Raw genomic sequence first — 26,211 nt, forward strand, 5'->3', positions numbered from 1 at the left:
GTAGCGACCAAAACCCGGCTTCGGCCGGGTTTTTTATCTCCGTGATGGGGCGCTATTCGCCGCTGCCGATTTGCCAGATAAAGGTAGGATCGCGCCCGTTGACTTCCCAGTCGCCCACGTTACGGCTTTTATAGATCACCGGATTGTGCGAGCCAATCGTTCGGGCATTGCGCCAGTGACGGTCCAGCGCTTTACTCACTCGCGTATCTGACGCGCCAAGCGCGTTAAACAGCTCACTGGCCGCACGCGTCACCCAATCCACGGCCACGACCTGCGCCTTCGCAGCCTCCACTTCTGCCTGGACGTTGGCGGCATGAATCTGCGTTTCATCTTGTCCCTGAATGTGCGTATCAAAAGCCTGTTGCAGCGCGTGCGTGGCCCGCTGCACGGCGGCATCTGTTGCCCATATCCAACTGCTGATCTGTCCCACCACCTGTAAGACCTGCACGTCCTGGCTGACGTGACGGGCATTACCGTGGCTGTAGATTCGTTTTCGGTTTGCTACGCCCTGTGACACGTCCCGCACGATAGCCCGGCCGATCCCGGCCAGCGTCGCCAGTAAGACATGCTGATAGAAGGCGGTTTGATATCGGAAGCGCTCGCTGAAATCATAGACATGGGCAGGTTCCACAACGGCCTGATGAAAACGCGTGGTTCCGCTACCGGTAAGACGTTGACCAAATCCGTCCCAGTCATCCTCCCGTACTACCGCATCCTGATGTGTACTGACCACCGCAATGACATCGCGCTGGTTGTCCGTACGCTTAGCGTAGACATCAATCCAGTCGGCATACAGCGTGCCGGTGCTGTAAAATTTTTCGCCCTCAAGCCGCCAGCCGTTGGCGGCGGGCGACACCTGCGTATTCACGTCTCCTAATCGAACGCTGCCTGTTTCACTCCAGCCGCTCCCGACAATATCACCGTCGATAAACCGATTAAACCAGCGCTGGCGCGCCTCACTGTCGGGCTGGTTAAGACGATCCTCGACAAAGGCCATGTGCGCGCGCAGCGCCTGAGGCAGGTTAGAATCCGCTTCTGCCAGCTCGGTCAGTAAGCGGAACAGTTGTGGCAGCGAGGCACCCAATCCGCCGTTTGCTTGTGGAATACGCAGTGTGCCAAAACCCGCCGCCTTCAGCCAGCGAACCGGCTCGTGAAGCAGGGTACGATTCCGTTCGCGATCGGCAGCGCCTTCGGCGATGCGGGCAAAGATGGGGCGGAAACGCGCCGCCAGTGAGGTGTAATCGGGCTCAGACATGGTGTTCTCCGTGTGTTGACTGGTCATCGATATCGTGACGAGTGGGTTCAAACCGGACGACTAACAGGAAAATGATGGGAATGAGGGCGGCCAGTGACACGATCCAGAACATATTGGTGCCATAAGCCGCCTGCAATATGGGCAGAATGAACAGCGCCAGCGCGCTCCCGATGCCCGAGACGGAACGACTAAAACCGACGCCGGTGGCCCGAATGTGCGTGGGATAGGAGAGGGCGGGATAGATCATTAACTGCGCTCCTGGCCCAAAGCCCTCAGCAAACAACCATAGCCCCAGCAGTAAAATGGCAAATACGACGCCGTAGGTTGCAACAGGATGGCCAATCAGAGCCAGTGAGATCAGCGCAATAAACTGCAGGGCAAATCCGGCAATCGCAACATGGCGTGACGGAAATCGCCAGGCCAGACGCATGCCAAGCAGGCCGCCGGTAAAGGCGAACAGCGCGTTAAGTCCTAGCGAGGCGGAGATCGTTTCAAAGACGCCCGCCCCCAGAAACTGCGCCAGGATAGAGGGCAGGAAAAAGGCGATCGCCGTATATTCGAATGAAATACAGGCGTTCATCACCGCCGCCACAACGGTGCGCTCCCGGTAAGGTTTTTGAAACAAGACGCGAAAACTGACCGCCTGGGCGACGGGTTTGGCCGCCGGCTCAGCGCGCTTATCTTCGTGCGCGTGAATGCCGTACGAATCGCGCAGGATTCGCGCTGCGCCGCTTAAATCCCCCTGGTTTGCGGCCCACAGCGGAGACTCATTCATAAACCTGCTGCGCACAGCAATGATGAGCAGGGCAGGCACTGCGCCAAACAGCAATGAAGCGCGCCACAGCCAGTCGAGGTGCTCTGCAGGCAGCAGAAAGTAAAGGCCAAAAATAATCAGAAAGCACACCGAAGACGCGGCATACCAGATGGGGCACCAGGCGGCGAGCCGCGACGCTTTATTCCCCTTTCCGGAGAATTTCGAAAATTCGGCCAGATAGGCCATCGCGACAGGCAAATCGATGCCCACACCAACGCCCATCAAAAAGCGCGCGCCAATCAGTACCCAGACGTTCGGCGCCAGGCCGGCCGCAATAGCGGACACCACAAAAAAAAGCATGTCCGCCATAAAGACGGAATAGCGGCCATATTTATCCGTCAGCCAGCCCCCGACCAGATTACCGACAATGGTGCCAATCATAATGGATGAGGTGACCAGTCCGGTTAATGTGGGCGTTAAGCTGAATGTTTTCACGACATCATCAATGCCGTAAGACAGGGTGGTCAGGTCGTAGGCATCCAGAAATACGCCGCCTAACGCCAGAAACACGATCCAGCGTGCGTAGCTGTTTTTCTCACTTTGCGTATTAATCAACTTTGCAACGTCGCTGACGGAGCGAATGGGCGTTGAGTGAGGTAAGGGGATCGCGGCATCGTCATCGATATTTAATGTGCTCATTTTATCCTCGTTATTGTCTGTACAGGTGACGCCTTTATATGCAGGAATCGCGATGTAAACAAACAACAAAAAGTGATAACTATTACTTTAATTTCAATAAGTTAATTTGATTTTTGTAGATAAGGGAAATACCGGGTGCGCTGTGACGCATCCGGTAAAATTAGCGGGCAAGGGGACGTGATGTCAGTCTGCTCAGCGGCAGACGGGCTATCCGAACAGATCGTTAAATCCCCTCATGATGCCTCCGCAGGCACAACCCGGCCTGATACCGAGGTTGTGCGTCGATATCCTGCGCCGGGATGAGGATGCTCAAGGCGGGCGCCCTTAGCAAACAGCTTCTCTCTCAGCGTACCGGGTTGGTAATCCTGTTTATAAACGCCACGTTTTTGCAGTTCCGGCACCAGCAGATCGACGACATCAGCAAAGGTTTCATGCGTGAGGGCATAGGCCAGATTAAAGCCATCCACGTCCGTCTCCTCCACCCAGCTTTGCAGTTCATCGGCAACGGTTTCTGTGCTGCCCACCAGCAGGGGGCCAAAGCCGCCAATGCCCACCCAGTCGGCCATGTTTTGCACCGTCCATTCACGCTGCGGATCGGCTGTGGAGAAGCTCTCTACAACAGACTGAATGGCATCGGTATGCAGATGCTTAAAAACCTGATCGGGTTGGTACTGACTGAAATCGATGCCGGTCCAGCCGGAGATCAGCGCCAGTGCGCCTTCATGGCTGACATAGCGTTTGTAATCCTGCCACTTGGCCTGGGCCGCTTTATCGGTTTCCCCCACAATGACCGTTTGCATATTGAAAATCAGAATACTGCGCGGATCGCGACCGGCCTCCTCTGCACGACGACGTATATCAGCCACGGTTTTCTTCAACAGCACTTTAGACGGCGCGGCAACAAATACGCACTCGGCGTGTTGTGCGGCGAAGGCTTTACCGCGGCTGGATGCGCCTGCCTGATACAGCACAGGCGTGCGCTGGGGCGAAGGCTCACACAGATGAATGCCCGGTACCTGGAAAAACGTTCCCTGATGATTAATGGGATGCACCTTATTGGGATCGCTGAAAATATGACGCTGGCGATCGCGTATCACGGCATCATCCTCCCAACTGCCTTCCAGCAGCTTGTATACCACCTGCAGATATTCGTCGGCGTAGTCATAACGCGCATCGTGGCTGGTTTGGCTGACCTGTCCCAGATTGCGGGCTCCGCTTTCCAGATAGGAGGTAACGATATTCCAGCCGATCCGACCTTTGGTCAGATGATCCAGCGTCGACATGCGCCGGGCAAACGGATAGGGATGCTCAAAAGAGAGTGATGCGGTCAGGCCAAAACCGAGGTGCTTTGTCACCATCGCCATCGGCGTAATCAGAGCCAGCGGGTCATTGACCGGTACCTGGGCGGCACTGCGAAGAGCAGCATCATTATTCCCGTTGAAAACATCGTAAATCCCCAAGACGTCGGCGATAAACAGGCCGTCGAACTTACCGCGTTCCAACAGGACCGCCAAATCTGTCCAGTATTCCAGATCTTTGTATTGCCACGAGCGGTCGCGAGGGTGCGCCCACAGGCCAGGTGACTGGTGACCCACACAGTTCATATCAAACGCATTAAGGCGGATTTCACGTTGTTTAGGCATAGCAAACTCCTGAGCGGATGCGGCACTGTCGGGCCGCCCACTTCGTTGGGATGAAAAAGGGGGGTAAATTAATTAGTCAGAGAAAGGGGACATCGCTCATGACGCGTGTCATCAGTGAGGTTGAGCAACTGGCGTGCGACGGCCTCAGCATGTGTGGCAACCTGCGGCAGGCCCATTAATTCACCAAAACGTCCGCGCGCCGCAGGCCCGACCACATACAGATGAGGATTCGCCTGGCCCTTGGGGTTTAGCGTCTGTGACCGGGCATTGACATGAATTCCCAGCGCCAGCGGATCGGACTGAATAACGCCATCCTGAGCCAGCTGGTTGAGTAACGCATCGCGCTCAATCAACGCGCCATGCGCAGGACCGGTGGTGACGATGATCTTGTCCACCTCCAGCGCCTGTACGCCGCCGAAACGCGGTTGCAGGCTGAGCCTGATGGTAGAGGGCAACGCCGCCGCCGCGGTCAGTCGTGCGGCGAGCACGCGGAGTGTGCCGCTGCGTTGGTGGTGCTTTAACACCTGCCCAACCTGGGGGGCAATCCGATAACGGTGAACGTCCCACCATGGCCGCAGATGCCGCAGGAAACGCCGTTGTTCATCCAGCGACAGGCTTTGCCAAATCGCCTGACCGTTGTGACGGACCTCATCGAACACCACCTGCCACGGGATGTGCCTGGCCGCCGCCTGGCGAATTTCCTGTCTGATCCGGCGTAGCCAGGCGCGAACGCCCAGAGGTTTGCTGAAATCAATACCAAGATGCCAGCTGAAATTGTCCTCAGTGAGGCTGGAACGCGGAAGCTGACCGCGTCGGGAAAAGACGGTGACTGGCCCGCGATGTCCCTGACGGTCCAGGGTCGCAACCATGTCTGACATGGTTAAGCCGGTACCCACAATGGCAACCCGGTCGTCAGGCGCAATCTGTGACAGGGCACCTTCCCGCCAGGGATCGGCAATCAGTGCCGGGTGAGGTGCCAGCGAAGCCAGGGCTGAGGGAAGCTGAGGCGCGGGATGGCTGATGGCCAGTACCACGATATCAGCATTAAGATGCGCGCCGGATGCGGTGCTGACCGTACCTTGTCGCAGCGCAACGGCGCGGTCCTGCACATGCAACAGCTCAACAGGGGAATGCTGTTTTACTGCATCAAACTGTTCACTGACCCACTGGCCAAACTGCCTGCGCTGCGGAAAAACCGTGCCGTCGTGCCATTCAGCCGCCGCATCCCTGGCAAATGCGGCAGAGGCACGGAACCAGCGCTCAAAGCTGCCCTCCTCGTCGCCGGCGAGTTGCATGCGCGAGGCGGGCACGTTGGTGCGATGTGCCGGGTCGGTGGTCGAGTAAGCCACACCCTGGGCCAGCTGCGCGCGGGGTTCAATGACCGTGACGCGCAGGCCCGCGCCGCCCAGACGACCAAGATGAACGGCCAGCGCCGTTCCGCTGAATCCTCCACCCACAATGACAATATGCTGCTCGGACATACACTGCCTCTCTGATTAGCTTGCACTGGCCTGTTTTTCGGGACGACGGTCGCCTCCGATGGTTTCGCCAAAAGGACCGGTATTAACCGTGCGCTGTTTATTTCCCGCAGGGGTTGAAAGCGGCAACAGCGGCATCAGCAAATCGGCAACCCGGTGTGCTTCTTCGAGATGCGGATAACCGGACAGAATAAAGTTATCAATGCCCAGCGCCTGGTATTCCCGAATCCGTTCCGCGACCTGCTGCGGATTTCCCACCAACGCGGTACCCGCGCCGCCGCGTACCAGACCGACGCCAGCCCATAAGTTGGGACCGATGCGCAGTCCATCACGCGAGCCACCGTGGAGTGCGCTCATGCGAGCCTGTCCGGTCGAATCCATTCTGGCAAAGATTTTCTGGGCGGCGGCGATGGTGTCTTCATCCAGATGTGCGATCAGCTTATCCGCCGCGGCCCAGGCTTCTTCCTCAGTTTCCCGCACGATGACGTGCAGACGAATTCCGTAGGAAAGCGTCCTGCCGCGTTCCTCTGCGCGCTTCCGCACCCCTTCAAGTTTAGCGGCAACCTGCGCTAAGGGTTCGCCCCAGGTCAGATAGGTATCAACCTGACGGGCTGCAACGTCAACCGCTTCATCGGATGAGCCACCGAAATAAAGCGGTGGACCTTCGGCCTGTACCGGTGGAAAGAGGATCTCAGCCCCTTCCACGTGAATATGCTCCCCGTGATAGTCCACTTTCTCTCCTTTAAGCAGGCGGGAATAGACATCAAGAAACTCACGGGTGACCTGATAACGTTCTGCGTGGCTGAGAAAAATGCCGTCGCCCTTGTTTTCAACCGGATCGCCGCCGGTCACCACATTGATCAGCAAACGTCCTTCAGACAGACGATCCAGCGTAGCCGCCATGCGCGCCGCCAGGCTGGGTGGCTGCAATCCCGGCCGGACGGCTACCAGATAACGAAGCTGTTTGGTAATCGGCACCAGCGCAGAGGCTACCAGCCAGGCATCTTCGCAGCTTTTTCCAGTGGGAATTAAAACGCCATAGAAACCCAGATTATCGGCAGCAAGGGCTACCTGTTGCAGATAGGGCAGGTCTACCGCTCTGCCGCCCTGGGTGGTTCCCAAATAACGCCCGTCACCATGTGTCGGTAAGAACCAAAAAAGATTGATGTTTTTTTCAGCGGTATCAGGCATTAGCAGATTCCTTTATAACGATATTTGAAATTGGCAATTAGAAAATTCATTTTCAGTTATATAGCCTTAAGCAGGATACGTGCCAACAGTTTAAGTGTTTTTTATTTTTTAATATCAATAAGATAGGTTTTTATTGCGACGGCGGTCACTGCTGCAAATGCAGCAATGTGTGACGGATACTGCTGTATTTGCAGCAATTCACGCTGGGCAGCGGCTCGTTTCTGGCCGCAACAAGGGATATCTTTAGCGCTCATTCACTCAGCAGGAACGCGCTATGCAGCACGCTGGCCCCGATTTAATTGACCCTGCTTCCCTGGCGTTCAGGCATATTCTGGATCAGCTGGCGCCCACGGATGCGACCGTATTAATCATTGGTGAAACCGGCACGGGCAAAGAGGTGATGGCGCGCTATCTGCATCATCACAGCCCGCGTCGCCATGCGCCCTTTATGGCAGTGAACTGCGGTGCGCTAACGGAGAGCCTGGCAGAATCAGAACTCTTTGGTCATGAGAAGGGGGCATTTACCGGCGCGACCGACCGTCATCGTGGCTGGTTTGAGGCCGCGCAGGGCGGGACGTTACTGCTGGATGAAATCGGCGAGCTGAGCCTGCCGCTTCAGGTCAAACTGCTTCGCGTACTGCAGGAAAGGGAAATTACCCGCGTGGGGTCTTCTCGCGCAGTAAAGGTTGACGTCCGGGTGATTGCCGCGACGAACCGCGATCTGACGACTGCGATAGCCGAGCGGCGGTTTCGCGAGGATCTCTACTACCGGTTAAACGTCGCCAGCGTTGCCTTGCCGCCGCTGCGCCAGCGGTGTGAGGATATCCCGGTTCTGGCTAACTATTTTCTGCAAAGCTATGCGCGCCGACTGGGGCGACCGCAGCTGCGCCTGAGCGACGAGGCAATGGAAACGCTCAAGGCCCATTCCTGGCCAGGGAATATACGGGAACTGGAAAATACATTACACAACGCGGTGCTGCTCAGTGAAACACCGCAGGTAGAACCACAACAGCTGCGGCTGGGCACGGTGACGGGCACGGGGCGGGTACAAAAGCAGGATGCGCTTGATGATTTTATTCGCCAGCAGATCCAGTGCAGTGACACGCCACTTTATCCCCGCGTCATTGAGGCACTGGTGAGAAATGCCTATGAACTAAGCCAGGGCAACCAGTTACAGGCCGCGGCGTTGCTGGGGATTAGCCGTAACAGCCTGCGTACGCATCTTGGCCATTACGGCATCATCAAGCCGCGTCGCAGCCTGACTTCAACCCTTCGCACCGCGTCAACAACGGGCGCGCAGGAGCGCGAGTTGCGCATTGGTTATCAAAAGTTTGGCAACCTTGGCATCCTCAAAGCGCGCCAGCAGCTTGAACAGCAGCTGGCCGGGCAAAACGTCAGCATCCTGTGGAGCGAATTTCCCGCCGGGCCTCAGCTGCTGCACGCGCTGAGCCATCGGGAAATTGATTTTGGCACCACCGGCGAAGTGCCGCCTTTATTTGCCCAGGCCAGTCACTGTTCTCTGGTGTACGTCGCCTGGGAGCCGCCCGCGCCACAGAGCGTGGCGCTGCTGGTGGCTAAGCACAGTCAGATAAACCAGATGGCAGACTTAAGAGGCAAACGTATTGCCGTAAATAAAGGTTCCAACGTGCATTTTCTGCTGCTGCAAATCCTTGATGAGGCGGGGATGACGCCAGAGGACGTGCGGATTGTGTACGCGCCGCCTAAATACCCGCTCACGCCCAGCGATCTGAATGCCGTTGATGCATGGATGATGTGGGATCCTCTGCTGAGCGAGGCAGAAAAAGGGGAACAGCTCCGGGTCATTGCCGACGGCGTAGGACGGGTGAATAACCATCAGTTCTACCTTGCCGATCGCCACTTCGCGAACCAGTCTCCAGACCTTTTAGAAATACTGGTAACCGCGCTGGAGCAGACGGGGCGCTACATTGATGCCCATCCTAAAGAGGCCGCCGGGCTGCTGGCCGGGGAGCTGGGGATGTCTGATCGCGCGCTGCGCCTGGCGCTGGCCCGGCGGAGCCACCAGACGCAACCAATGAATCTGGCGATCATTCGTGAGCAGCAAAGAATCGCGGATCGTTTCTACGCGCTGGGCCTCTTTCCCCGCGCGATTAACGTACGTGACGCGGTGTGGTCGCAATGACGTTTTATGACTAAAGATAGAAGTTTTATGCATTAAGGCGTTGAGGCCTGATTTGCTATGTTGCGCTGACGACAACACCACTCAGGAAAGAGACATGAAAAAAATCATATTCAGCGCACTGCTTGCGGTCGCGCACATTAGCAGCATCGTGACGGCACACGCAGAAGAGAAACCCAGGGTAGTGAATATCGGTTTTCAGAAAGCCAACATTTTTGCCTTACTGAAATACCGGGGCACGCTCGACAGTGAATTCAAAAAGCAGGGGATTGCCGTGCACTGGGTGGAATTTCCGGCGGGACCGCAAATGCTGGAAGGGCTCAACATAGGCAGCATCGATCTGGCCGCAACGGGCGATGCGCCGCCAACTTTTGCGCAAGCCGCGCAGGCTGACCTGGTTTATCTGGGCCATTCACCGGCAAATCCACAAACCGAAGCCATAGTGGTGCCTGCGGATTCGACGATAAAAAGTGTCAAGGATTTAAAAGGCAAGCGCGTCGCCCTGAACAAGGGATCGGATGTGAATTATCTTCTGGTATCAGCCCTTGAGCAGGCGGGGCTAAAATACAAGGATATCACGCCGGTTTATCTTCCTCCTGCTGATGCGCGAGCGGCTTTCCAGCGAGGCGCTGTAGATGCATGGGTCATCTGGGACCCTTACCTGGCGGAAGTAGAAACCACCGCCGGCGCGCGGCTGCTTAAAAATGCCGAGGGGCTGGTACCGCACTACACCTTTTATCTGGCCAGCCGCAAATTTGCGGAAGGTCATCCAGACGAGGCCAAAGAGGTTCTTTCAGAGCTGCAAAAGCTGAGCAGCTGGGCCAATAAAAACCAGGGCGAAGCCGCGAAAATTCTGTCTGGCTCGACTGGCCTGCCCGAACCTATCTGGCAGCGCGCGCTGGCAAGAATGCCCTTAGGGGCCGAGCGCATGACGCCGGATGTTTTCAAAGAGCAGCAGGCACTGGCAGATAAATTTACACAAATCGGTTTATTGCCGGTGAAGGTCGATGTCCGCAGCGCGACATGGTCGCTGGATAAAAAGTAACGGGTGAATGTGTTAAAGGGCCTGGCGGGTAGACCGGTAGGCCTTTTGTATTGGTGGGGGATACATTTCGTAGCGCGTAATTTTTTGGGGAGCGGCTCGCACTTCGCGTACGCAAGGCGTGAACAGGTGAGTGGGGAATCTGAATCGCTGATAGTGTGGGCGGGTGTTATTCATGGCCAGCGGTAATGGCGATGCGCACCGATTGGATTTCTTGCTTTTTTACAAATAGCTTCAGATCCATTTGGACGTAAGACCAGGGGCCTTTGGCTTGTGATGTGTAGTAATCATTACTACAATTCTCGCCATAATGAAAAGGGACTTTTCATGGGTTTTACGCTTTATGTTCATAACGTTTTGACAGAGTGTTTAAAAAAACGCGTCTGACAGACAGCGTCTTGTGTTACGCAGCAGGTGACGTTATTACTGGCGTGTTTGAGGCTGACTTAGGCGGTGGCGTTATTAAAAAGCGTCTTGCTCTTCACCAAGGCAAGCGTGGCGGCGTGCGAACGGTCATCTTCTTCAGACAAGGCACCAACCTGGTTTATTACGATGGATGGGTTAAAAACTTGTCGAGGAAATATGCCAGGGAAATCGATGAAGATCAGCTGGATACCTACAGGGATGTGGCAAGAATGTTTTTCCGTGCAAATAGTGAAGTGATGAGCCTGCTCGTCAGAAGCGGAATGGTCAGAGAGGTTAAATGTAATGAAAACTGAACCCGCCGAATTGAGTGAACTACTTGAAGATGCGAAAGCGTTTCACGCGTTAGGACTGGCAACAGATGAAGAAGTGGAGTCCATAGCAAAGCGCGCAAAAAATCGTGAACTCCGTGCCCGTATTGCATCAGTAAAGCCCATGACAGCAACTGAAATCAAAGACGTGCGCATGCGTTGGGGAATGTCGCAATCGCTTGTGGCGCTCTCATTTGGCATGACGGTCGATAGCGTATCGAAATGGGAGCGAGGTGAAATCACACCGAGCCCACCGGTGATGCGGATGCTACAACTCCTTCGCGATAACGGCCCTGAACTCTTTACCTCTAAGCATCAAGGTATCTAGACGCCGAACCCCGTTCGGGGCTTCTCATCCCCCTCGGCGGAGAATATGTAAAAAAAAAGCCTGAACGTGAGTTCAGGCTCTTCTTTGAAGATGGCGGTGAGAGGGGGATTCACTCGCTGCGCTCGCCCTGCGGGTGGCCTGACGGCCATGCAAAACGGCGGGCCGTTTTGTCGAACCCCGGTCGGGGCTTCTCATCCCCCTCGGCGGAGAATATGTAAAAAAAAGCCTGAACGTGAGTTCAGGCTCTTCTTTGAAGATGGCGGTGAGAGGGGGATTCGAACCCCCGATACGTTGCCGTATACACACTTTCCAGGCGTGCTCCTTCAGCCACTCGGACACCTCACCGCAAATTGTTGCTGACCGCGCTGGGTCAACGGGGCGCTACTATAGGGAGTCGGCCTGAAACGGTCAAGCACTATTTTTCTCTTTTTTTCTATTCGCTTAAGCTCTGAACGAATCGCGTTAAGGCTGCGCAAATCGCGGTTTTTTGGCGCCAAAAACGCGATATTGCACAGCGTAACAGAAGGGGGAGATTCGCTGGGTTGCCTGAGCTTACGGCGCGCTTTTTACGCGGTTGGCAAAACTCTTGCGCAGCTTTTGCAGTTTGGGGGGAATCACCGCCATGCAGTAACCGTTGCGCTGACCGGCGCCTTCCCAGTAATCCTGATGATAACCTTCAGCGGGATACCAGGCTTTTAACGGTTCAATGGTGGTCACAACAGGCTCAGCATGATCCTGTTGGGCACGCGCGATGGCCGCTTTGGCTTCGGCTTCCTGCTCCGGCGTCTCAACAAAAATCGCGGAACGATACTGTGTACCGATGTCATTGCCCTGACGATTGAGCTGGGTCGGATCGTGGGTCGCAAAGCTGATGTCCAGCAAATCGCCATAGCTGATCTTTTCAGCATCAAAACCAATACGAATGGCTTCGGCATGACCGGTTGCGCCGCTGCACACCTGCTCGTAGGTGGGATTAGGGCGCGCACCGCCGGTATAACCACTTTCCACTGACTCAACGCCGATCACATCTTTAAAGACCGCTTCTGTACACCAGAAACAGCCGCCTGCGATCACTGCATATTGGATAGCCATAAAATTACTCCTGTCTGGTCTGAAGGAAAGAGGTGGGGATGAGATCGATCGTTTTCAACGTCACACAAGGCATTTCAGGCCGTTGCCAGGTTTTAGCGGGGTGATGGCATGGTGTGAGACGAATGATTTAGCGTAGCAGGGATCGATCGCCCGCGCCTGGCGGGCAGCCTGAAGGCGCGGCAGGTTAATGTTTCCTTAATATAAGGAAGCGATACTGCATAAAACATCACTGGAGAGATCGATGAAAACCCCCACCGTATCCGTCAGTTCTGTTCCGTCTCGCAGCCTCAGCGAATATCTTGCCGTGCTTATTGCCGTCGGCACAGTGATTGCGTTTCTGGTCTGCTGGTTCAACGGCTAAATCACGCAGTAGCAAAGTTTACCCTGGCGCGGCAGCCTGAACGATCTGGGCGATTTTCCAGCAGGAATTGTCCGCCATGGAGCTGGACAATCCGGCTGACAATGCTCAACCCCAGGCCAATGCCGCCGTAGCCGGTATCCATGCGTACAAAGGCTTTACTGAGTTCACCGCGCATACTTTCATCAATGCCGTTCCCTTCATCCTCAATGATGAGCGACAGCCCGGCTGTTGCCTCAATGCGCACCGTAATGTTTCCGCCCGATGGACTGTAGCGATGAGCATTCTCTACCAGGTTACGCAGTAGCATTCTCAGCAAGATGGCATCGCCCTTCACCCGGAACATGTCCTCGACCTCCAGGGTCAGAGTCTGCTCGCGCGTCTCCAGCATTGCACTCAACTCAGCCTCCATCGGCAGGATGACTTCCTCTACTATCTCAACATTCTGATAACTGCCAGAGGTGAACTGCTGACCTGCACGCGTGAGTTGCAACAGTTGAGAGACATTGCCAGACATCTGATCAAGCCGCTGTAATAACGGTTGTGTATCGACGGCCTGGTTGCGCTGTAACAGTTCAAGATGTAAACGCAGCCCAGCGAGCGGCGTACGCAGTTCATGAGCAACATCGGCAGTAAAGAGGCGTTCGCGTTCAAGACTGGCGGTCAACCGCGCAACAAGTCGGTTAATGGACTGCGTGACGGCATCAATCTCCTGAACGGAGCCTTCAAAGATAATCGGCTCGAGGTTCACCTCACTCCGGCTTTCCAGCTCATGCTGCAGTTGATAAAGCGGGCGAGTGATCCATCTTACCGCCTGATAGCACAGCAGTAGCGTCAGGCTAATCATGACCAGGCTGGGCAGCGCCAGGCTCAGGATGGCTTCACGGACCTCTTTATCCACGTGCTTATCCATGTTGCGGTTAAGCAGGTTGGCTTCCACCAAAAACTGCACCTGCTCTTTACTCTCATGCCAGAGCCAGGCCACGCTGATCAACTGAAAAAACAGCATGATCATGCCAATCGTGAGCATCAGCCGGAAACGCATGGTATTGCCAGAACGGTAGGGATTCATTCGGGTGATGACTCGTTTTCTGCGCGCGGCTGAGATAAGGCATAGCCAAAACCGCGAACCGTTCGGATCGTGGCTTTGCCCACCTTGTCGCGCAGGTTATGAATATGGACTTCCAGCGTATTGGTGGAGGGCTCATTATCAAAGTTGTAGATGTCCTGATACAGCAACTCACGGTGAACCGGATGGCCTGCTTTCAACATCAACCGGGACAGAATGGAAAACTCTTTGGGCGTCAGGTCGAGCAGCACGTCATCCAGATGAATCTGGCGGTGGGTCATATCCAGTGACAGATTACCCACTTCGAGGCGGGAATCGCCCTGGTTGACGTGACGCCTGATCAGCGCGCGAATCCGTGCCAGCAACTCATCCAGCGCAAAAGGCTTAATCAAATAGTCATCAGCGCCGGCATCGAGTCCGGCTATGCGCTCTTCAATGGTATCGCGTGCGGTCAGGATTAAAACGGGCTGCATCTGCTTTTGACGACGCAGGCGTTGCAGTAAATGCAGGCCGTCTTCGTCCGGCAGGCCGATATCCAGCAGCACCAGGCTGTAAAGTCCGCTGGCAAGATGGGCTTCGGCAGAACGGACCGTTGAAACACCATCGCACACGTAGCCTGCACCTTCCAGCGCCAGTACCAGCCCCTGAAGTAGGAGGGCATCGTCTTCAACAATCAATATTTTCATAAGTTCTGAAACCCTTTACGAATCGGCGCTGGCAGTGAGAAAGGCAGATAAAGCGTGTTTGAGTCCCCATCGCGGGGGTGAACAGGACAAGCGCCCCGGCTATTGTGACCGAAAGCAACGTAAACGCCTATTGCGTCAGGGAATCTCACCCTGTTAATCGATGGCAAACGACGCGTAACCTTTACCGAATGCCGCGATAACGCTGAGAGACTGCCTGACGCAATGCCACATTCAGACGAATGGCAACGCCGTATGACGAAAACCTTGCCAGGGCAATAAAGCTGTCGCGATATAGCAAAACATAAAATGCCGCATTGCCAAAAGGACGTAATCAGTAATAGGAGAAAGCGACGCCCAAAAAATGATTTCATACGGAAAGGAATTATTAATCCGGGACGGATGAAAAGTCATTAATTACTATTATCGCCGATTAAAAAGCGTTCATGAAACCAACAAAATACCGCCCATCCGTGTACGCGCGAATGAGTTGACAATAATTTTAAACAGTCTGCTGATTAAAGATTAAGAAAACCTTAAACAGGGCCATTTATTACACTTTTATTTCACTGTTGAGCGCTTGATAAAAAGACGGTATGCGCTCAGGGATCGGTCCGGGCCAGTCCAGGGCATTGGAAAGCGAGACGGCTGGCACAGGAAATGCATATTCCTGGCAGAACGAAATTTAGCGACTACACTTTATGGGGCGACAATAGCAGCCAGCGGATTTATCAGCATCAAAACACATTTGTTTTTTGAAAAAGGGTTGTTGAATTGCAGGGTTTTACCACGCAGTCTCCTTACTTCACATGGCCTTGAGCCAACCTCTTGCTGAAACGTCCTCTGCTGTGATGTCCTGATGATGAACCTATTTACAGGAGAAGACACGTGACCCAGATGGCAGATAGTGATGCCTCATTTCCGTCATTGAGCGGCGGTCTGTATGCCTTCTTTTTTGATGTCGATGGCACGCTGGCAGCGATTCAGTCCCAGCCCGATGCTGTATTCATTCCAGAAAATGTCGTCGCAGAACTGCAACGGCTCTCATCGTTATGCCATGGCGCACTGGCGCTGGTTTCTGGCCGACCTGTCGAACAACTGGATGCGCTGGCGGCGCCTCTGCGGGCACCGGCAGCAGGCGTGCATGGTGCTGAACGGCGCGATGCGACAGGCGAACTGCATCGGGTGACTTTGCCAGATGATGTTGAACGTCCGCTCAAACGCCTGCTTGAGGAGGCGATGGAGCAGTGGCCGGGTACGCAGTTGGAAGCTAAAGGCATGGCTTTCGCGCTTCATTACCGTCGCGCGCCGCAGCACGAACAGGATGTTATGCAACTGGCTCAGGCTGCGGTGGCGCGTTTTAACGGTCTTGCGCTGCAACCCGGCAAATGCGTTGTAGAAATCAAACCCACCGGGATTGATAAAGGCGCAGCCGTCCATAAATTTATGCAGGAAGCCCCATTCTCAGGCCGTATCCCGGTGTTTATCGGGGATGACCTGACCGATGAGAAAGGATTCGCTGCGGTGAATGCCCTGCAGGGAATCTCTATAAAAGTGGGGGAAGGCCCCAGTCAGGCGCATTATCGTTTACATGACGTTACGGATGTCTATGCCTGGCTTGAAACAACACGATTACAATTAGAGCAAGACAACATTGGTAAGGAGTGTAGGTTATGAGTCGTTTAGTGGTTGTATCTAACCGTATCGCCATGCCAAATGGGAACAAAACCGGTGCTGGCGGCCTGGCCGTCGGCATTCTGGACGCGCTGAAGAGCACGGGCGGACTCTGGTTTGGCTGGAACGGTGAGATCAGTGAGTTTTCAGGTGAAGAAGAAAATCCGGTATCGGTAATGGAACATGACGGTATTGAATATGCCTCTTTCCCTCTGAGCCAGAACGAATACGATCTTTACTACTGCCAGTTTTCAAACACCGTTATCTGGCCCGCCTTTCACTACCGGTTAGACTTAGTTCAGTTCCAGCGCGAAGCCTGGGAAGGCTACTGTGAGGTCAATGATGCGGTCGCGCAGCGATTAAAGCCGCTGATTAAGCCGGATGACATTCTGTGGATCCACGATTACCACTTTTTACCTTTCGCCGCTGCATTGCGTCGGGCTGGCATTAACAACCGTATCGGCTTCTTCCTGCATATTCCTTTCCCTACGCCGGAAATTTTCAACGCGCTGCCTCCTCATAAGGAACTGCTGGAGATGCTGTGCGAATACGATCTGCTAGGCTTCCAGACAGAATCAGATCGTGTGGCTTTCCTCGATAGTGTCAGCCAGTTGACCCAGTTGCAGAATAAGGGTGACAAGAAACACCGCGCCTATGGCAATACCTTTATGACCGAGGTCTACCCGATAGGGATTGAACCCGACAGCATTAAAGAGATGGCTGAAGGGCCGTTGCCACCGAAGATGGCCGCGATGAAAAAAGAGCTGGGCGATGCCCGCAACATCATCGCCTGTGAGCGTCTGGACTACTCCAAGGGGTTACCAGAACGTTTCCTGGCTTATGAGGCGCTGCTGGAAAACTTCCCTCAGCATCACGGCAAAATTCGCTATTCCCAGATTGCGCCCACGTCACGCGGTGATGTGCAGGCTTACCAGGATATTCGTCATCAGCTTGAAACGGAAGCAGGGCGCATTAACGGTAAATACGGGACACTGGGCTGGACGCCGCTGTACTACCTTAACCAGCACTTTGACCGTCGTCTGTTGATGAAAATCTTCCGTCTGACCGACGTGGGGCTGGTGACGCCGTTACGTGATGGGATGAACCTGGTTGCGAAAGAGTATGTTGCGGCACAGGACCCGGATGATCCGGGCGTACTGGTACTGTCCCGCTTTGCCGGTGCGGCGAATGAGCTGACCTCGGCATTGATCGTGAATCCCTATGACCGGGATGAGGTGGCCGCTGCGCTGGACAAGGCCATTACTATGCCGCGCACGGAAAGAATTTCTCGCTATAACGATATGATGGCCGTTCTGCGTAAGAACGACATCACCGCATGGCGCGAAAGCTTCCTACGCGATCTCGAAAAGATTGCGCCACGTAGCGCCGATCATGGAATGGCGAATAAAGTGGCCACATTTCCAAAACTCGCCTGATGCCGCAGCAAGCCAGGGATGGCTTGCTGTTTGTCGTATTTGACCCTCGCTTGCCGTCTGCAAACTCTCCTTATGTTTTGATCAGTTACCCTTAACTCAAAGGCGGTCCTGTACCGCTGCAGGACACTATTCCGGCACTTTTGCAGTCAAAATGACCCATTAAAATGTCAAAACACTATTTTTACCTGGTTAAGCTAAAGTTTTGGCGATCCGGGCCGATACTCTTAGTGCACAAAACTATCTTGCCTGCAATTCATTCACGTTATTAATGTAACTCCTTGTTACATCGACGATCACCCTCTAAACACCTTGCTGTCACCCTTTACAACGGATTGCCAGAACGCGCCTAATCCCCATCGCCTGCCGGACATGGCTGTTGCCCCTTACTCTGCAGTAAAACGCTAACTGACTAATTTAAAAACAAATAATTGTTTCTGCTGGCAGCACATTCCACTGCTTTTATGGTTTTGAATGGTTCTAAATAGGGTACAAATTGCATTCGTGAACATAAACCTGACCTCAACGGTCTGATTTGGCTTTTGCGGCCGTTTTGTTGCTAATTAAGTCCTGGTTAGGACAAATCCCTACAAAAAAAACGTAATTTCGCTCAAAAAACACACAGTCAAAATGTGATCATAAAGTATTTCTGAAGAAAAAAGGCTCAAAAGTGTGACCTGTGTCACACTTTATCCAAAATTTCACTGAACTGTCGTTGTATGTGAGGATCAGACGATATAGATTTGCCTTGTTTTCGGATTAGTCTTAAAAAATGTATGAAGGCCTCACGGAAGAAGGTTGAAGACTTAAGAATAAGGTGGACTGAAAAAATTGACTTCTGACCCAAAACACAGGGTCGTAAAAAGAAGCAGCACTCAGAACCATTTGCCTTTTATGTTTAATTATTTTTGCCATCTTTAGATTTACCAACCAGCAGCTCGATACGCAGAGATGTTATCTGCGGTAAGTTACGTCGCGTCTCTCAGGATGGAAAAATGGGTACATCTGAATTACTAAAACATATTTACGATATCAACTTGTCATATTTACTGCTCGCGCAGCGATTAATTAACCAGGAAAAAGCTTCGGCAATGTTTCGCCTCGGGATTGATGAAAAGATGGCAGATGCGTTGTCAGAATTAACCTTACCTGAAATGGTAAAATTAGCTGAGACCAATCAACTTGTGTGTCAGTTTCGTTTTACCGATAGCACCGTTATTAATCGCCTGACGCAGGAATCTCGCGTGGATGATTTGCAACAGATCCACACCGGGATTTTGTTATCCAGCCGTTTATTACGCAGCGCGTCTAAAGACGCCGCGCCTACTAAAAAGAGGGCGGTATAATGGGTGAAAAAAGTATTGTTCAGGAAGCGCGCGATATTCAGCTCGCCATGGAGCTGATTACCCTGGGTGCGCGGTTACAAATGCTGGAAAGCGAAACGCAGCTGAGCCGCGGTCGCCTGATTAAACTGTATAAAGAGTTGCGTGGTAGTCCACCACCTAAAGGCATGTTGCCTTTCTCTACTGACTGGTTCATGACGTGGGAACAAAATATTCATGCTTCCATGTTCTGTAACGCCTGGACTTTCTTACTGAAAACCGGTTTGAGCAAAGGTATTGATGCGGTAATCAAAGCCTACCGCCTCTATCTTGAGCAGTGCCCGCAATCGGACGAGGGCCCGCTGTTGGCGCTGACACGCGCCTGGACCCTGGTGCGATTCGTCGAAAGCGGTATGCTGGAATTATCGGATTGTAAAAGCTGCAACGGCAGCTTTATTAATCATGCACATCAGCCTGTTGGCAGCTTTGTCTGCAGCCTGTGCCAGCCACCATCACGTGCCGTAAAAAGACGTAAACTTTCTGCAGATACTGCCGATATCTTTCCACAACTGCTGGATGAACAGGTTAAACACGCCGTTTAAATTTGTTCGCAATGTGGAAGTCATCCAGCAGCGGTTAATCCCGCTGCTTTTTTTTTGCCTCCACGTGGTGAACATCACCTGGGTTTCTGGCTTAACGTCGACCAACACGTTACGGACGTAAGGATTTTTTGTGCTGATAATTTTAGGTTACATCGTTGTATTAGGTTCCGTGTTGGGCGGATACGCTTTAGTGGGCGGCCATCTTGGCGCGCTTTACCAGCCTGCAGAACTGCTGATGATCGCCGGGGCGGGCGTCGGTGCGTTTCTGGTGGGCAACAACGGTAAATCGATCAAGAAGACCCTGAAGGCCCTGCCGCTCCTGTTTCGTGGCTCGAAATACAACAAAGCGGTCTATATGGATTTGATGGCGCTGCTGTATCGCCTGATGGCGAAATCACGCCAGCAAGGCATGTTGTCACTGGAGCGCGATATTGAAGATCCCGCTCAGAGCGAAATTTTTGCTAATTATCCCCGCATCTTAGCCGATAAACAGTTAGTAGATTTCATCACTGACTATTTACGCCTTATGGTCAGTGGCAACATGAATGCCTTCGAAATCGAAGCATTGATGGATGAAGAGATTGAAACCTACGAACACGAGTGTGAAGTTCCTGCGCAAAGTATCGCAGCAGTGGGCGATGGCCTGCCGGCTTTCGGTATCGTCGCCGCGGTGATGGGCGTAGTGCATGCCCTGGCGTCAGCCGACCGCCCAGCCGCAGAGTTAGGTGCGCTGGTTGCCCATGCAATGGTGGGAACCTTCCTCGGGATTTTACTGGCATACGGTTTTATTTCGCCGCTGGCGTCAGTGTTACGTCAGAAATGTGCAGAAACAACCAAGATGATGCAGTGCGTAAAAGTGACGCTGCTTTCAAGCCTGAACGGCTATGCGCCACAAATCGCCGTCGAGTTTGGCCGTAAAACGCTTTACTCCGCCGAGCGTCCTTCGTTCAGTGAACTGGAAGAGCACGTACGCAACGCGAAGAACCCGGCTAAACAGACTTCGGATCAGACCTCATGAAACATGGCAATCGCCCAATTGTGCTGATTAGAAAGCGCAAACATAAGAAACATGAAGGAGGGCATGGTTCATGGAAAATCGCTTATGCCGACTTCATGACGGCGATGATGGCATTTTTTATGGTGATGTGGCTGCTGTCGATCGCCAGCCCACAGCAGTTGATTCAGATAGCGGAATATTTTCAGACGCCCTTAAAAGTGGCGCTGACGGGTGGACAACGCAGCAGCGACAGCAGCAGCCCTATCCCGGGTGGCGGTGACGACCCAACGAAGAAAGAGGGTGAAGTTAAGAAGGTTGTGGATATGGATGCGCAGAAACGCAAGCTGGATGAGATTCGCCTCAACCGGTTACGTGAAAAGCTCGACCAGCTGATTGAAGCCGACCCGCGCCTGAAAGCACTGCGTCCGCATTTGATCATCAACATGGTGGAAGAGGGGCTGCGTATTCAGATTATCGACAGTCAGAATCGCCCAATGTTTAAAACCGGCAGCGCAGAAGTTGAACCTTATATGCGCGACATTTTGCGCGCGATTGCCCCGGTTCTGAACGACATCCCAAACCGAATCAGTATCGCGGGGCATACGGATGATATTCAGTACGCCGGTGGTGATAAAGGCTACAGCAACTGGGAGCTCTCTGCTGACCGCGCCAATGCGTCACGTCGGGAACTGGTGATTGGCGGGCTGGATGGTGGAAAGATTCTTCGTATTGTCGGCATGGCTGACACGATGAAACTGAAAAACCGCGGGGGGGATGATGCCGTGAACCGCCGTATTAGTTTGCTGGTGTTGAACCACGATACCGAAGCCGCCATTGAAAAAGAGAATGCTGAAAGTGATGCCGTGCAGGTTAGCGATCCGGCTGCGTTTGAGAAAATTACCGAACCTTCAGCCTCCATCGGTACAGCAGCAGATAAAGCGGGTGCAGTGAAAACCGCAACCTCAGCACGGTCCGCCTCGGCAGGCGGTGCGATGAAAACGACAGCGTCTTCGCCGTCCGCCCCGGCGAACGGCACAGTGAAAACAGGCACTTCCACGCAGCCCGCGTCTTCAGCGGGTGCGGTGAAAACAGCAACGTCCGCACAACCAGCGTCTTCGACTGGTGCGGTAACAACCGTATCTCCCGCGCCGTCAGCCTTATCGACGGGTACGGTGATAACAGTAACCTCTGCACCGCCAGCGTCATCGGCTGGTGCGGTTAAAACAACCTCCGCGCCGTCAGCTTCGTCGGCTGGTGCGGTCACTACAGCAGCCCCCTCACAGCAGAGGTGATTCCCGTGAGCATGGACATCAGCGATTTTTACCAGACGTTTTTTGATGAAGCCGATGAGCTGTTAGCGGATATGGAGCAACACCTGTTGGGACTCGATCCCCAGGAACCTGACTCTGAACAGCTTAACGCCATCTTCCGCGCCGCCCACTCCATTAAAGGCGGGGCAGGAACCTTTGGTTTTACGGTTTTACAGGAAACAACCCATATCCTGGAAAACATTCTGGATGGTGCTCGTCGCGGCGAAATGCAGCTCAGCACCGACATCATCAATCTGTTTTTGGAAACTAAAGATATTATGCAGGAACAGCTCGATGCTTATAAAACCGCGCAAGAGCCTAACGCGGAAAGCTTCAAGTATATCTGTGAAGCATTACGCCAGCTGGCGTTAGAGGCTAAAGGTCTGCCGGTTGAAGCGCCGGTGGTGGTTGCCCTTGATGCACCGGTCAGTCAGGCAGAGTCCGCGCAAGCAGGCGCCGACGGCGTTCATCTGCAACTGGTCGATCTGAAAGAAAAAGACATTGATTTGATGCTGGAAGAGCTGGGTAACCTCGGCACAATCAGCGATGTCAAGAAAGGCAGCAACTCGCTTGAGTGCCACATTACGGGCGTTGGCAAAGACGATATCGTCGCCGTGCTCTGTTTTGTGATTGATGAATCCCAGATTCGCTTCCCGGAGGCGGGCGACGCAGCCCCAGCCGAGACAGCGCGCGCCGCTGAGCCTGAGGTGGCCGAAGTACAGACCGCGACCGTTACCGAATTGCCCGTTGCCGCAGCCAAACGCGAAAGCAAGCGCGTTGCCGCACCGGCGAAGACCAGCGAATCCAGCAGCATCCGTGTTGCCGTTGAGAAGGTCGATCAGCTGATTAACCTGGTGGGTGAGCTGGTGATCACGCAGTCAATGCTGGCACAGCGCTCTGGCGAACTGGATCCGGTGGCGCACGGCGAGCTGCTGAACAGCATGGGCCAGCTGGAGCGTAATGCGCGTGACCTGCAAGAGTCGGTGATGTCGATTCGTATGATGCCGATGGAATACGTATTCAGCCGCTTCCCGCGTCTGGTTCGCGATCTGGCCAGTAAACTGGGCAAAGAAGTTGAACTGACCTTACTCGGCAGCTCGACCGAACTGGATAAGAGCCTGATTGAACGCATTATCGATCCGTTAACGCACCTGGTGCGTAACAGCCTGGACCACGGCATTGAATCGCCTGATAAGCGTATTGCCGCAGGAAAAGTCGCGACGGGCAACCTGACGCTGTCCGCAGAACATCAGGGCGGCAACATCTGTATCGAAGTCTCCGATGACGGTGCGGGCCTCAACCGTGAGCGTATTCTTGCTAAAGCACTGTCATCCGGTCTACCGGTTCATGAAAACATGAGCGACGAAGAAGTCGGCATGTTGATTTTCGCGCCAGGCTTCTCCACCGCAGAACAGGTCACGGATGTGTCCGGCCGCGGCGTGGGCATGGACGTTGTGAAACGGAATATCCAGGAAATGGGTGGTCATGTCGAAATTGCCTCTAAACAGGGCAAAGGCACCACAATCCGTATCCTGCTGCCGCTGACGCTGGCCATCCTTGATGGCATGTCTGTACGCGTCGCGGATGAAGTCTTTATTCTGCCGCTGAATGCGGTGATGGAATCATTGCAGCCTCGCGCAGAAGAGTTGAAACCGCTGGCGGGTGGCGAATGTGTTCTGGAAGTCCGTGGCGAATATCTGCCGCTGGTTGAACTGTGGAACGTCTTTGATGTGAAAGATGCCAAAACAGAAGCGACACAGGGCATCGTGGTCATTTTGCAAAGCGCGGGCAAACGCTACGCCCTGTTGGTAGACCAGTTAATTGGTCAGCATCAGGTTGTTGTTAAAAACCTGGAAAGCAACTATCGCAAAGTACCAGGGATTTCAGCCGCCACCATCCTCGGCGATGGCAGCGTGGCGCTGATTGTTGACGTTTCGGCGTTGCAGTCACTTAACCGTGAAAAACGTGTGGCCGGCGCTGCCGCCTGATTGATAACGAAAGGGTAAATAACATGAGTGGAATGGCAACCGTGACAAAAATTGCTGGCGAAACCGTGGGCCAGGAGTTCCTGGTGTTCACGCTGGGTGATGAAGAGTACGGCATCGATATTCTTAAGGTTCAGGAAATTCGTGGTTACGATCAGGTAACCCGCATTGCCAACACGCCGGATTTTATTCGCGGCGTAACGAACCTGCGTGGCGTGATTGTGCCTATCATCGATCTGCGTGTGAAATTTGCACAGGCAGACGTTGAGTACAATGAGAATACGGTCGTAATCGTTCTTAATCTGGAAAACCGCGTCGTCGGTATCGTGGTTGATGGCGTGTCCGACGTGCTGTCGTTGACGCAGGAACAGATCCGTCCTTCACCTGAGTTTGCCGTGACAATGTCCACCGAGTACCTCACCGGTCTGGGTGCACTCGGCGACCGCATGTTGATTCTGGTTGACATCGAGAAGCTGCTGAGCAGCGAAGAGATGGCGCTGGTCGACAACCTGCGTACGGCATAATCCTTCTTCACGGGTCAGCCCAGGCTGGCCCGTGAGGTTCTGTGTCTTGTGTACAGCCTGAATCAGTGTGATCCGCTTACGCCACGCATCGCTTCCATCTCTCATTTTGCCCCTGTTGTCTGTGACCTGAACCACTAAAAAACACCCTCAGCTGATATCAATAATTACAAAAGCCCTAATTGCCGCTTTTTTACTGAAGCTGACTAAACCCTCTCTCTTTCCCGCCGATACAGCCCCTGCACTTTACTTTTTATGCTCGGGGAAAAAGATGTTAAAACGAATAAAAGTCGTGACCAGTATTATCGCGGTACTGATGCTTTTCGGTGCCATGCAGCTGCTGTCAGGCAGCCTGTTCTGGTCAGCGCTGAATAATGATAAAGAGGCCTTTGCGCTGTCACAAATTTCCACCCGGAACGTTGCGGCGATGACCGATGCCTATATGGCGCTGAACCAGTCTCGTACCACCCTCAACCGCGCAATGTTGCGCCTGCAAACCAGCCTGGCGTCTCAAATGAACGGCGGCCAGCTGGACAGCCTGACAGAGAAAGCCGTTAACGAGGCGAATAAAGGTGAGCAGTACCTGGCAGAATTTAACGCGATTCCGGAAACGCCGGGCGCAGATACGGAAATGCGCGATCGACTGCAAAACGATTTTAAGGCCTATCTGACCGGTCTGCGCGGCATGATCGCCAGCCTGAAAGCGAAAGATCTGGAAGGCATGTTTAAACAAAATATTGAACAGAAGCAGCAGGCGATGCAGGCCACCTATTCCGCATGGCGCCTGAAGCAAAGCGAACTGTCCGCACACGGCGCAGAGCAGAATCAACAGGCCTTCACGCAGATGATGTGGATGCTCGGCATGGTGGGCGTGCTGGTGATTGTGGTTATTCTGGGCTGCTGGTTTGGACTGCGTCAGCTCTTGATTCAACCGCTTCAACGCCTGCTGGTGGATATTCGCACCATTGCTTCTGGTGACCTGACGCAACCCATTCTGGTGGAAGGCCGCAATGAGATGAGCCAACTGGCCGCCGGTATCCACGAGATGCAGCATTCGTTGGTATCGACCGTGGGTGAGGTTCGCAGCGGGTGTGATGCCATTTTTACCGGCGCCAGTGAAATCGCGGCCGGGAATAACGATCTGTCTGCGCGTACGGAAGAGCAGGCAGCTTCGCTTGAACAAACGGCAGCCAGCATGGAGCAGTTAACGGCGACGGTAAAACAGAACGCAGATAACGCACGTCAGGCTTCTCAACTGGCACAAACCGCATCCGAAACCGCGCTGCAGGGCGGTAAAGTGGTGGATGGCGTGGTGACCACCATGCAGGAAATTGCCGGCAGTTCGAAGAAAATAGCAGACATTATCAGCGTTATCGACGGCATTGCTTTCCAGACCAATATTCTGGCGCTTAACGCTGCCGTAGAAGCGGCGCGTGCTGGTGAGCAGGGCCGTGGCTTTGCCGTGGTGGCGGGTGAAGTCCGCAGTCTGGCACAGCGCAGTGCTCAGGCAGCAAAAGAGATCAAAGGGTTAATCGAAGATTCAGTGGCGCGCGTTAACAGCGGCTCGCTTCAGGTTGAAAGCGCGGGCAGCACTATGAATAACATCGTGGGCGCGGTAACACGCGTGACCGATATCATGGGCGAAATCGCTTCTGCATCTGACGAGCAAAGTCGCGGCATCGATCAGGTGGGCCAGGCCGTAACAGAAATGGATCGTGTGACACAGCAGAACGCCTCGCTGGTCGAAGAGTCAGCCGCCGCGGCCGCCGCGCTGGAGCAACAGGCCAGCGCCCTGTCCCAGGCCGTATCCGTCTTTAAAATCTCGCGCGTTTAAGTTTTCCCAACCTCTTTTTACGGCCAGTGTGAACCTGTCTTCACGCTGG

At 53.9% G+C, this 26,211-nt stretch carries 22 protein-coding genes, 1 tRNA gene and 1 other RNA gene; 13 read left to right on the plus strand and 11 right to left on the minus strand.

Translation table 11 applies throughout. The features are described from left to right. Positions 1 to 52 precede the first annotated feature (52 nt). The 6 genes from QLG08_RS03385 to QLG08_RS03410 all read right to left on the minus strand — a co-directional run bounded on the left by QLG08_RS03385 (position 53) and on the right by QLG08_RS03410 (position 7,274). Positions 53 to 1,255 (minus strand): acyl-CoA dehydrogenase family protein, encoded by a 1,203-nt coding sequence (locus QLG08_RS03385; protein ID WP_072136866.1) that lies wholly within the window; start codon positions 1,253 to 1,255, stop codon positions 53 to 55. Beyond that, complete coding sequence (locus QLG08_RS03390) at positions 1,248 to 2,708, minus strand: MFS transporter (RefSeq protein WP_282472805.1); 1,461 nt, start codon at positions 2,706 to 2,708, stop codon at positions 1,248 to 1,250. The genes QLG08_RS03385 and QLG08_RS03390 overlap by 8 nt, the downstream gene beginning before the upstream one ends. A gap of 233 nt (positions 2,709 to 2,941) precedes the next feature. Beyond that, positions 2,942 to 4,351: an LLM class flavin-dependent oxidoreductase gene (locus QLG08_RS03395; protein WP_013026122.1), complete on the minus strand. Its 1,410-nt coding sequence runs from the start codon at positions 4,349 to 4,351 to the stop codon at positions 2,942 to 2,944. A 68-nt stretch (positions 4,352 to 4,419) separates the two neighbouring features. Then, entirely contained in the window at positions 4,420 to 5,832 is a 1,413-nt protein-coding gene (locus tag QLG08_RS03400; protein ID WP_282472806.1) for an FAD-dependent oxidoreductase, read from the minus strand. Positions 5,833 to 5,847: 15 nt separating this feature from the next. Further along, a complete protein-coding gene (gene ssuD, locus QLG08_RS03405; protein ID WP_013026120.1) occupies positions 5,848 to 7,020 on the minus strand; it encodes an FMNH2-dependent alkanesulfonate monooxygenase in 1,173 nt (390 codons plus the stop codon). A gap of 101 nt (positions 7,021 to 7,121) precedes the next feature. Then, positions 7,122 to 7,274, minus strand: coding sequence for a hypothetical protein (locus QLG08_RS03410; RefSeq protein WP_176017546.1), 153 nt, complete (start codon positions 7,272 to 7,274; stop codon positions 7,122 to 7,124). A gap of 20 nt (positions 7,275 to 7,294) precedes the next feature. Between QLG08_RS03410 and QLG08_RS03415 the strand changes: the two genes are divergently transcribed. The 4 genes from QLG08_RS03415 to QLG08_RS03430 all read left to right on the plus strand — a co-directional run bounded on the left by QLG08_RS03415 (position 7,295) and on the right by QLG08_RS03430 (position 11,282). Continuing rightward, positions 7,295 to 9,181, plus strand: coding sequence for an aliphatic sulfonate ABC transporter substrate-binding protein (locus tag QLG08_RS03415; RefSeq protein ID WP_028715241.1), 1,887 nt, complete (start codon positions 7,295 to 7,297; stop codon positions 9,179 to 9,181). A gap of 94 nt (positions 9,182 to 9,275) precedes the next feature. Further along, a complete protein-coding gene (locus QLG08_RS03420; protein WP_015700094.1) occupies positions 9,276 to 10,223 on the plus strand; it encodes a sulfonate ABC transporter substrate-binding protein in 948 nt (315 codons plus the stop codon). Positions 10,224 to 10,585: 362 nt separating this feature from the next. Next, on the plus strand, positions 10,586 to 10,939 hold the full coding sequence (locus tag QLG08_RS03425) for a type II toxin-antitoxin system RelE/ParE family toxin (RefSeq protein ID WP_282472807.1): 354 nt from the start codon (positions 10,586 to 10,588) through the stop codon (positions 10,937 to 10,939). Then, a complete protein-coding gene (locus QLG08_RS03430; protein ID WP_014605595.1) occupies positions 10,929 to 11,282 on the plus strand; it encodes a type II toxin-antitoxin system MqsA family antitoxin in 354 nt (117 codons plus the stop codon). The genes QLG08_RS03425 and QLG08_RS03430 overlap by 11 nt, the downstream gene beginning before the upstream one ends. A gap of 91 nt (positions 11,283 to 11,373) precedes the next feature. Here QLG08_RS03430 and QLG08_RS03435 read toward each other — a convergent pair. The 5 genes from QLG08_RS03435 to pmrA all read right to left on the minus strand — a co-directional run bounded on the left by QLG08_RS03435 (position 11,374) and on the right by pmrA (position 14,487). Beyond that, a non-coding RNA gene (locus QLG08_RS03435) (RtT sRNA) lies at positions 11,374 to 11,498 on the minus strand. Positions 11,499 to 11,539: 41 nt separating this feature from the next. Further along, positions 11,540 to 11,627: transfer RNA gene (locus QLG08_RS03440), tRNA-Ser, on the minus strand. Positions 11,628 to 11,834: 207 nt separating this feature from the next. Continuing rightward, positions 11,835 to 12,374: a peptide-methionine (S)-S-oxide reductase MsrA gene (gene msrA, locus QLG08_RS03445; RefSeq protein WP_024472094.1), complete on the minus strand. Its 540-nt coding sequence runs from the start codon at positions 12,372 to 12,374 to the stop codon at positions 11,835 to 11,837. Positions 12,375 to 12,736: 362 nt separating this feature from the next. Then, positions 12,737 to 13,804 (minus strand): two-component system sensor histidine kinase PmrB, encoded by a 1,068-nt coding sequence (gene pmrB / locus QLG08_RS03450; protein ID WP_013026114.1) that lies wholly within the window; start codon positions 13,802 to 13,804, stop codon positions 12,737 to 12,739. Beyond that, the gene (gene pmrA / locus QLG08_RS03455; RefSeq protein ID WP_014593911.1) at positions 13,801 to 14,487 is read right to left on the minus strand and encodes a two-component system response regulator PmrA; all 687 of its coding nucleotides are present in this window, start codon (positions 14,485 to 14,487) and stop codon (positions 13,801 to 13,803) included. Before pmrA ends, pmrB begins: the two co-directional genes overlap by 4 nt. Before the next feature lie 885 nt (positions 14,488 to 15,372). On the opposite strand from pmrA, the gene otsB reads away from it, so the two are divergent. The 9 genes from otsB (at position 15,373) to QLG08_RS03500 (ending at position 26,162) form a co-directional block, all read left to right on the plus strand. Then, positions 15,373 to 16,161 carry a trehalose-phosphatase gene (gene otsB, locus QLG08_RS03460; protein WP_024472095.1) on the plus strand — a complete coding sequence of 263 codons (789 nt, stop codon included), beginning with the start codon at positions 15,373 to 15,375 and terminating at the stop codon, positions 16,159 to 16,161. Next, positions 16,158 to 17,594, plus strand: a complete 1,437-nt coding sequence (gene otsA, locus QLG08_RS03465) for an alpha,alpha-trehalose-phosphate synthase (protein WP_013026111.1) — start codon at positions 16,158 to 16,160, stop codon at positions 17,592 to 17,594. Before otsB ends, otsA begins: the two co-directional genes overlap by 4 nt. 992 nt (positions 17,595 to 18,586) lie before the next feature. Next, entirely contained in the window at positions 18,587 to 18,937 is a 351-nt protein-coding gene (gene flhD, locus QLG08_RS03470; protein ID WP_006120236.1) for a flagellar transcriptional regulator FlhD, read from the plus strand. After that, the gene (gene flhC / locus QLG08_RS03475; protein ID WP_013026109.1) at positions 18,937 to 19,515 is read left to right on the plus strand and encodes a flagellar transcriptional regulator FlhC; all 579 of its coding nucleotides are present in this window, start codon (positions 18,937 to 18,939) and stop codon (positions 19,513 to 19,515) included. Before flhD ends, flhC begins: the two co-directional genes overlap by 1 nt. Before the next feature lie 130 nt (positions 19,516 to 19,645). Then, positions 19,646 to 20,533 carry a flagellar motor stator protein MotA gene (motA, locus tag QLG08_RS03480; RefSeq protein WP_006120238.1) on the plus strand — a complete coding sequence of 296 codons (888 nt, stop codon included), beginning with the start codon at positions 19,646 to 19,648 and terminating at the stop codon, positions 20,531 to 20,533. Beyond that, positions 20,530 to 21,804, plus strand: a complete 1,275-nt coding sequence (gene motB, locus QLG08_RS03485) for a flagellar motor protein MotB (RefSeq protein ID WP_019105769.1) — start codon at positions 20,530 to 20,532, stop codon at positions 21,802 to 21,804. The genes motA and motB overlap by 4 nt, the downstream gene beginning before the upstream one ends. An 11-nt stretch (positions 21,805 to 21,815) precedes the next feature. Next, entirely contained in the window at positions 21,816 to 23,810 is a 1,995-nt protein-coding gene (cheA, locus tag QLG08_RS03490) for a chemotaxis protein CheA (protein WP_181134963.1), read from the plus strand. A 23-nt stretch (positions 23,811 to 23,833) separates the two neighbouring features. Next, entirely contained in the window at positions 23,834 to 24,331 is a 498-nt protein-coding gene (cheW, locus tag QLG08_RS03495) for a chemotaxis protein CheW (protein WP_013026106.1), read from the plus strand. A gap of 268 nt (positions 24,332 to 24,599) precedes the next feature. Then, positions 24,600 to 26,162 carry a methyl-accepting chemotaxis protein gene (locus tag QLG08_RS03500; RefSeq protein WP_019105767.1) on the plus strand — a complete coding sequence of 521 codons (1,563 nt, stop codon included), beginning with the start codon at positions 24,600 to 24,602 and terminating at the stop codon, positions 26,160 to 26,162. Positions 26,163 to 26,211 lie beyond the last annotated feature (49 nt).

The organism is Pantoea sp. V106_11, assembly GCF_029967885.1.
GTDB lineage: Bacteria > Pseudomonadota > Gammaproteobacteria > Enterobacterales > Enterobacteriaceae > Pantoea > Pantoea ananatis.

Coding starts and splice junctions, on each gene's coding strand:
- QLG08_RS03430 (WP_014605595.1), top strand. CDS start 10,929: ATGAAAACTGAACCCGCCGAATTGAGTGAACTACTTGAAGATGCGAAA.
- QLG08_RS03420 (WP_015700094.1), top strand. CDS start 9,276: ATGAAAAAAATCATATTCAGCGCACTGCTTGCGGTCGCGCACATTAGC.
- QLG08_RS03395 (WP_013026122.1), bottom strand. CDS start 4,351: ATGCCTAAACAACGTGAAATCCGCCTTAATGCGTTTGATATGAACTGT.
- QLG08_RS03390 (WP_282472805.1), bottom strand. CDS start 2,708: ATGAGCACATTAAATATCGATGACGATGCCGCGATCCCCTTACCTCAC.
- motB (WP_019105769.1), top strand. CDS start 20,530: ATGAAACATGGCAATCGCCCAATTGTGCTGATTAGAAAGCGCAAACAT.
- cheA (WP_181134963.1), top strand. CDS start 21,816: ATGGACATCAGCGATTTTTACCAGACGTTTTTTGATGAAGCCGATGAG.
- ssuD (WP_013026120.1), bottom strand. CDS start 7,020: ATGCCTGATACCGCTGAAAAAAACATCAATCTTTTTTGGTTCTTACCG.
- QLG08_RS03385 (WP_072136866.1), bottom strand. CDS start 1,255: ATGTCTGAGCCCGATTACACCTCACTGGCGGCGCGTTTCCGCCCCATC.
- flhD (WP_006120236.1), top strand. CDS start 18,587: ATGGGTACATCTGAATTACTAAAACATATTTACGATATCAACTTGTCA.
- pmrB (WP_013026114.1), bottom strand. CDS start 13,804: ATGAATCCCTACCGTTCTGGCAATACCATGCGTTTCCGGCTGATGCTC.
- msrA (WP_024472094.1), bottom strand. CDS start 12,374: ATGGCTATCCAATATGCAGTGATCGCAGGCGGCTGTTTCTGGTGTACA.
- otsA (WP_013026111.1), top strand. CDS start 16,158: ATGAGTCGTTTAGTGGTTGTATCTAACCGTATCGCCATGCCAAATGGG.
- QLG08_RS03410 (WP_176017546.1), bottom strand. CDS start 7,274: ATGAGCGCTAAAGATATCCCTTGTTGCGGCCAGAAACGAGCCGCTGCC.
- QLG08_RS03415 (WP_028715241.1), top strand. CDS start 7,295: ATGCAGCACGCTGGCCCCGATTTAATTGACCCTGCTTCCCTGGCGTTC.
- pmrA (WP_014593911.1), bottom strand. CDS start 14,487: ATGAAAATATTGATTGTTGAAGACGATGCCCTCCTACTTCAGGGGCTG.
- flhC (WP_013026109.1), top strand. CDS start 18,937: ATGGGTGAAAAAAGTATTGTTCAGGAAGCGCGCGATATTCAGCTCGCC.
- cheW (WP_013026106.1), top strand. CDS start 23,834: ATGAGTGGAATGGCAACCGTGACAAAAATTGCTGGCGAAACCGTGGGC.
- QLG08_RS03500 (WP_019105767.1), top strand. CDS start 24,600: ATGTTAAAACGAATAAAAGTCGTGACCAGTATTATCGCGGTACTGATG.
- QLG08_RS03400 (WP_282472806.1), bottom strand. CDS start 5,832: ATGTCCGAGCAGCATATTGTCATTGTGGGTGGAGGATTCAGCGGAACG.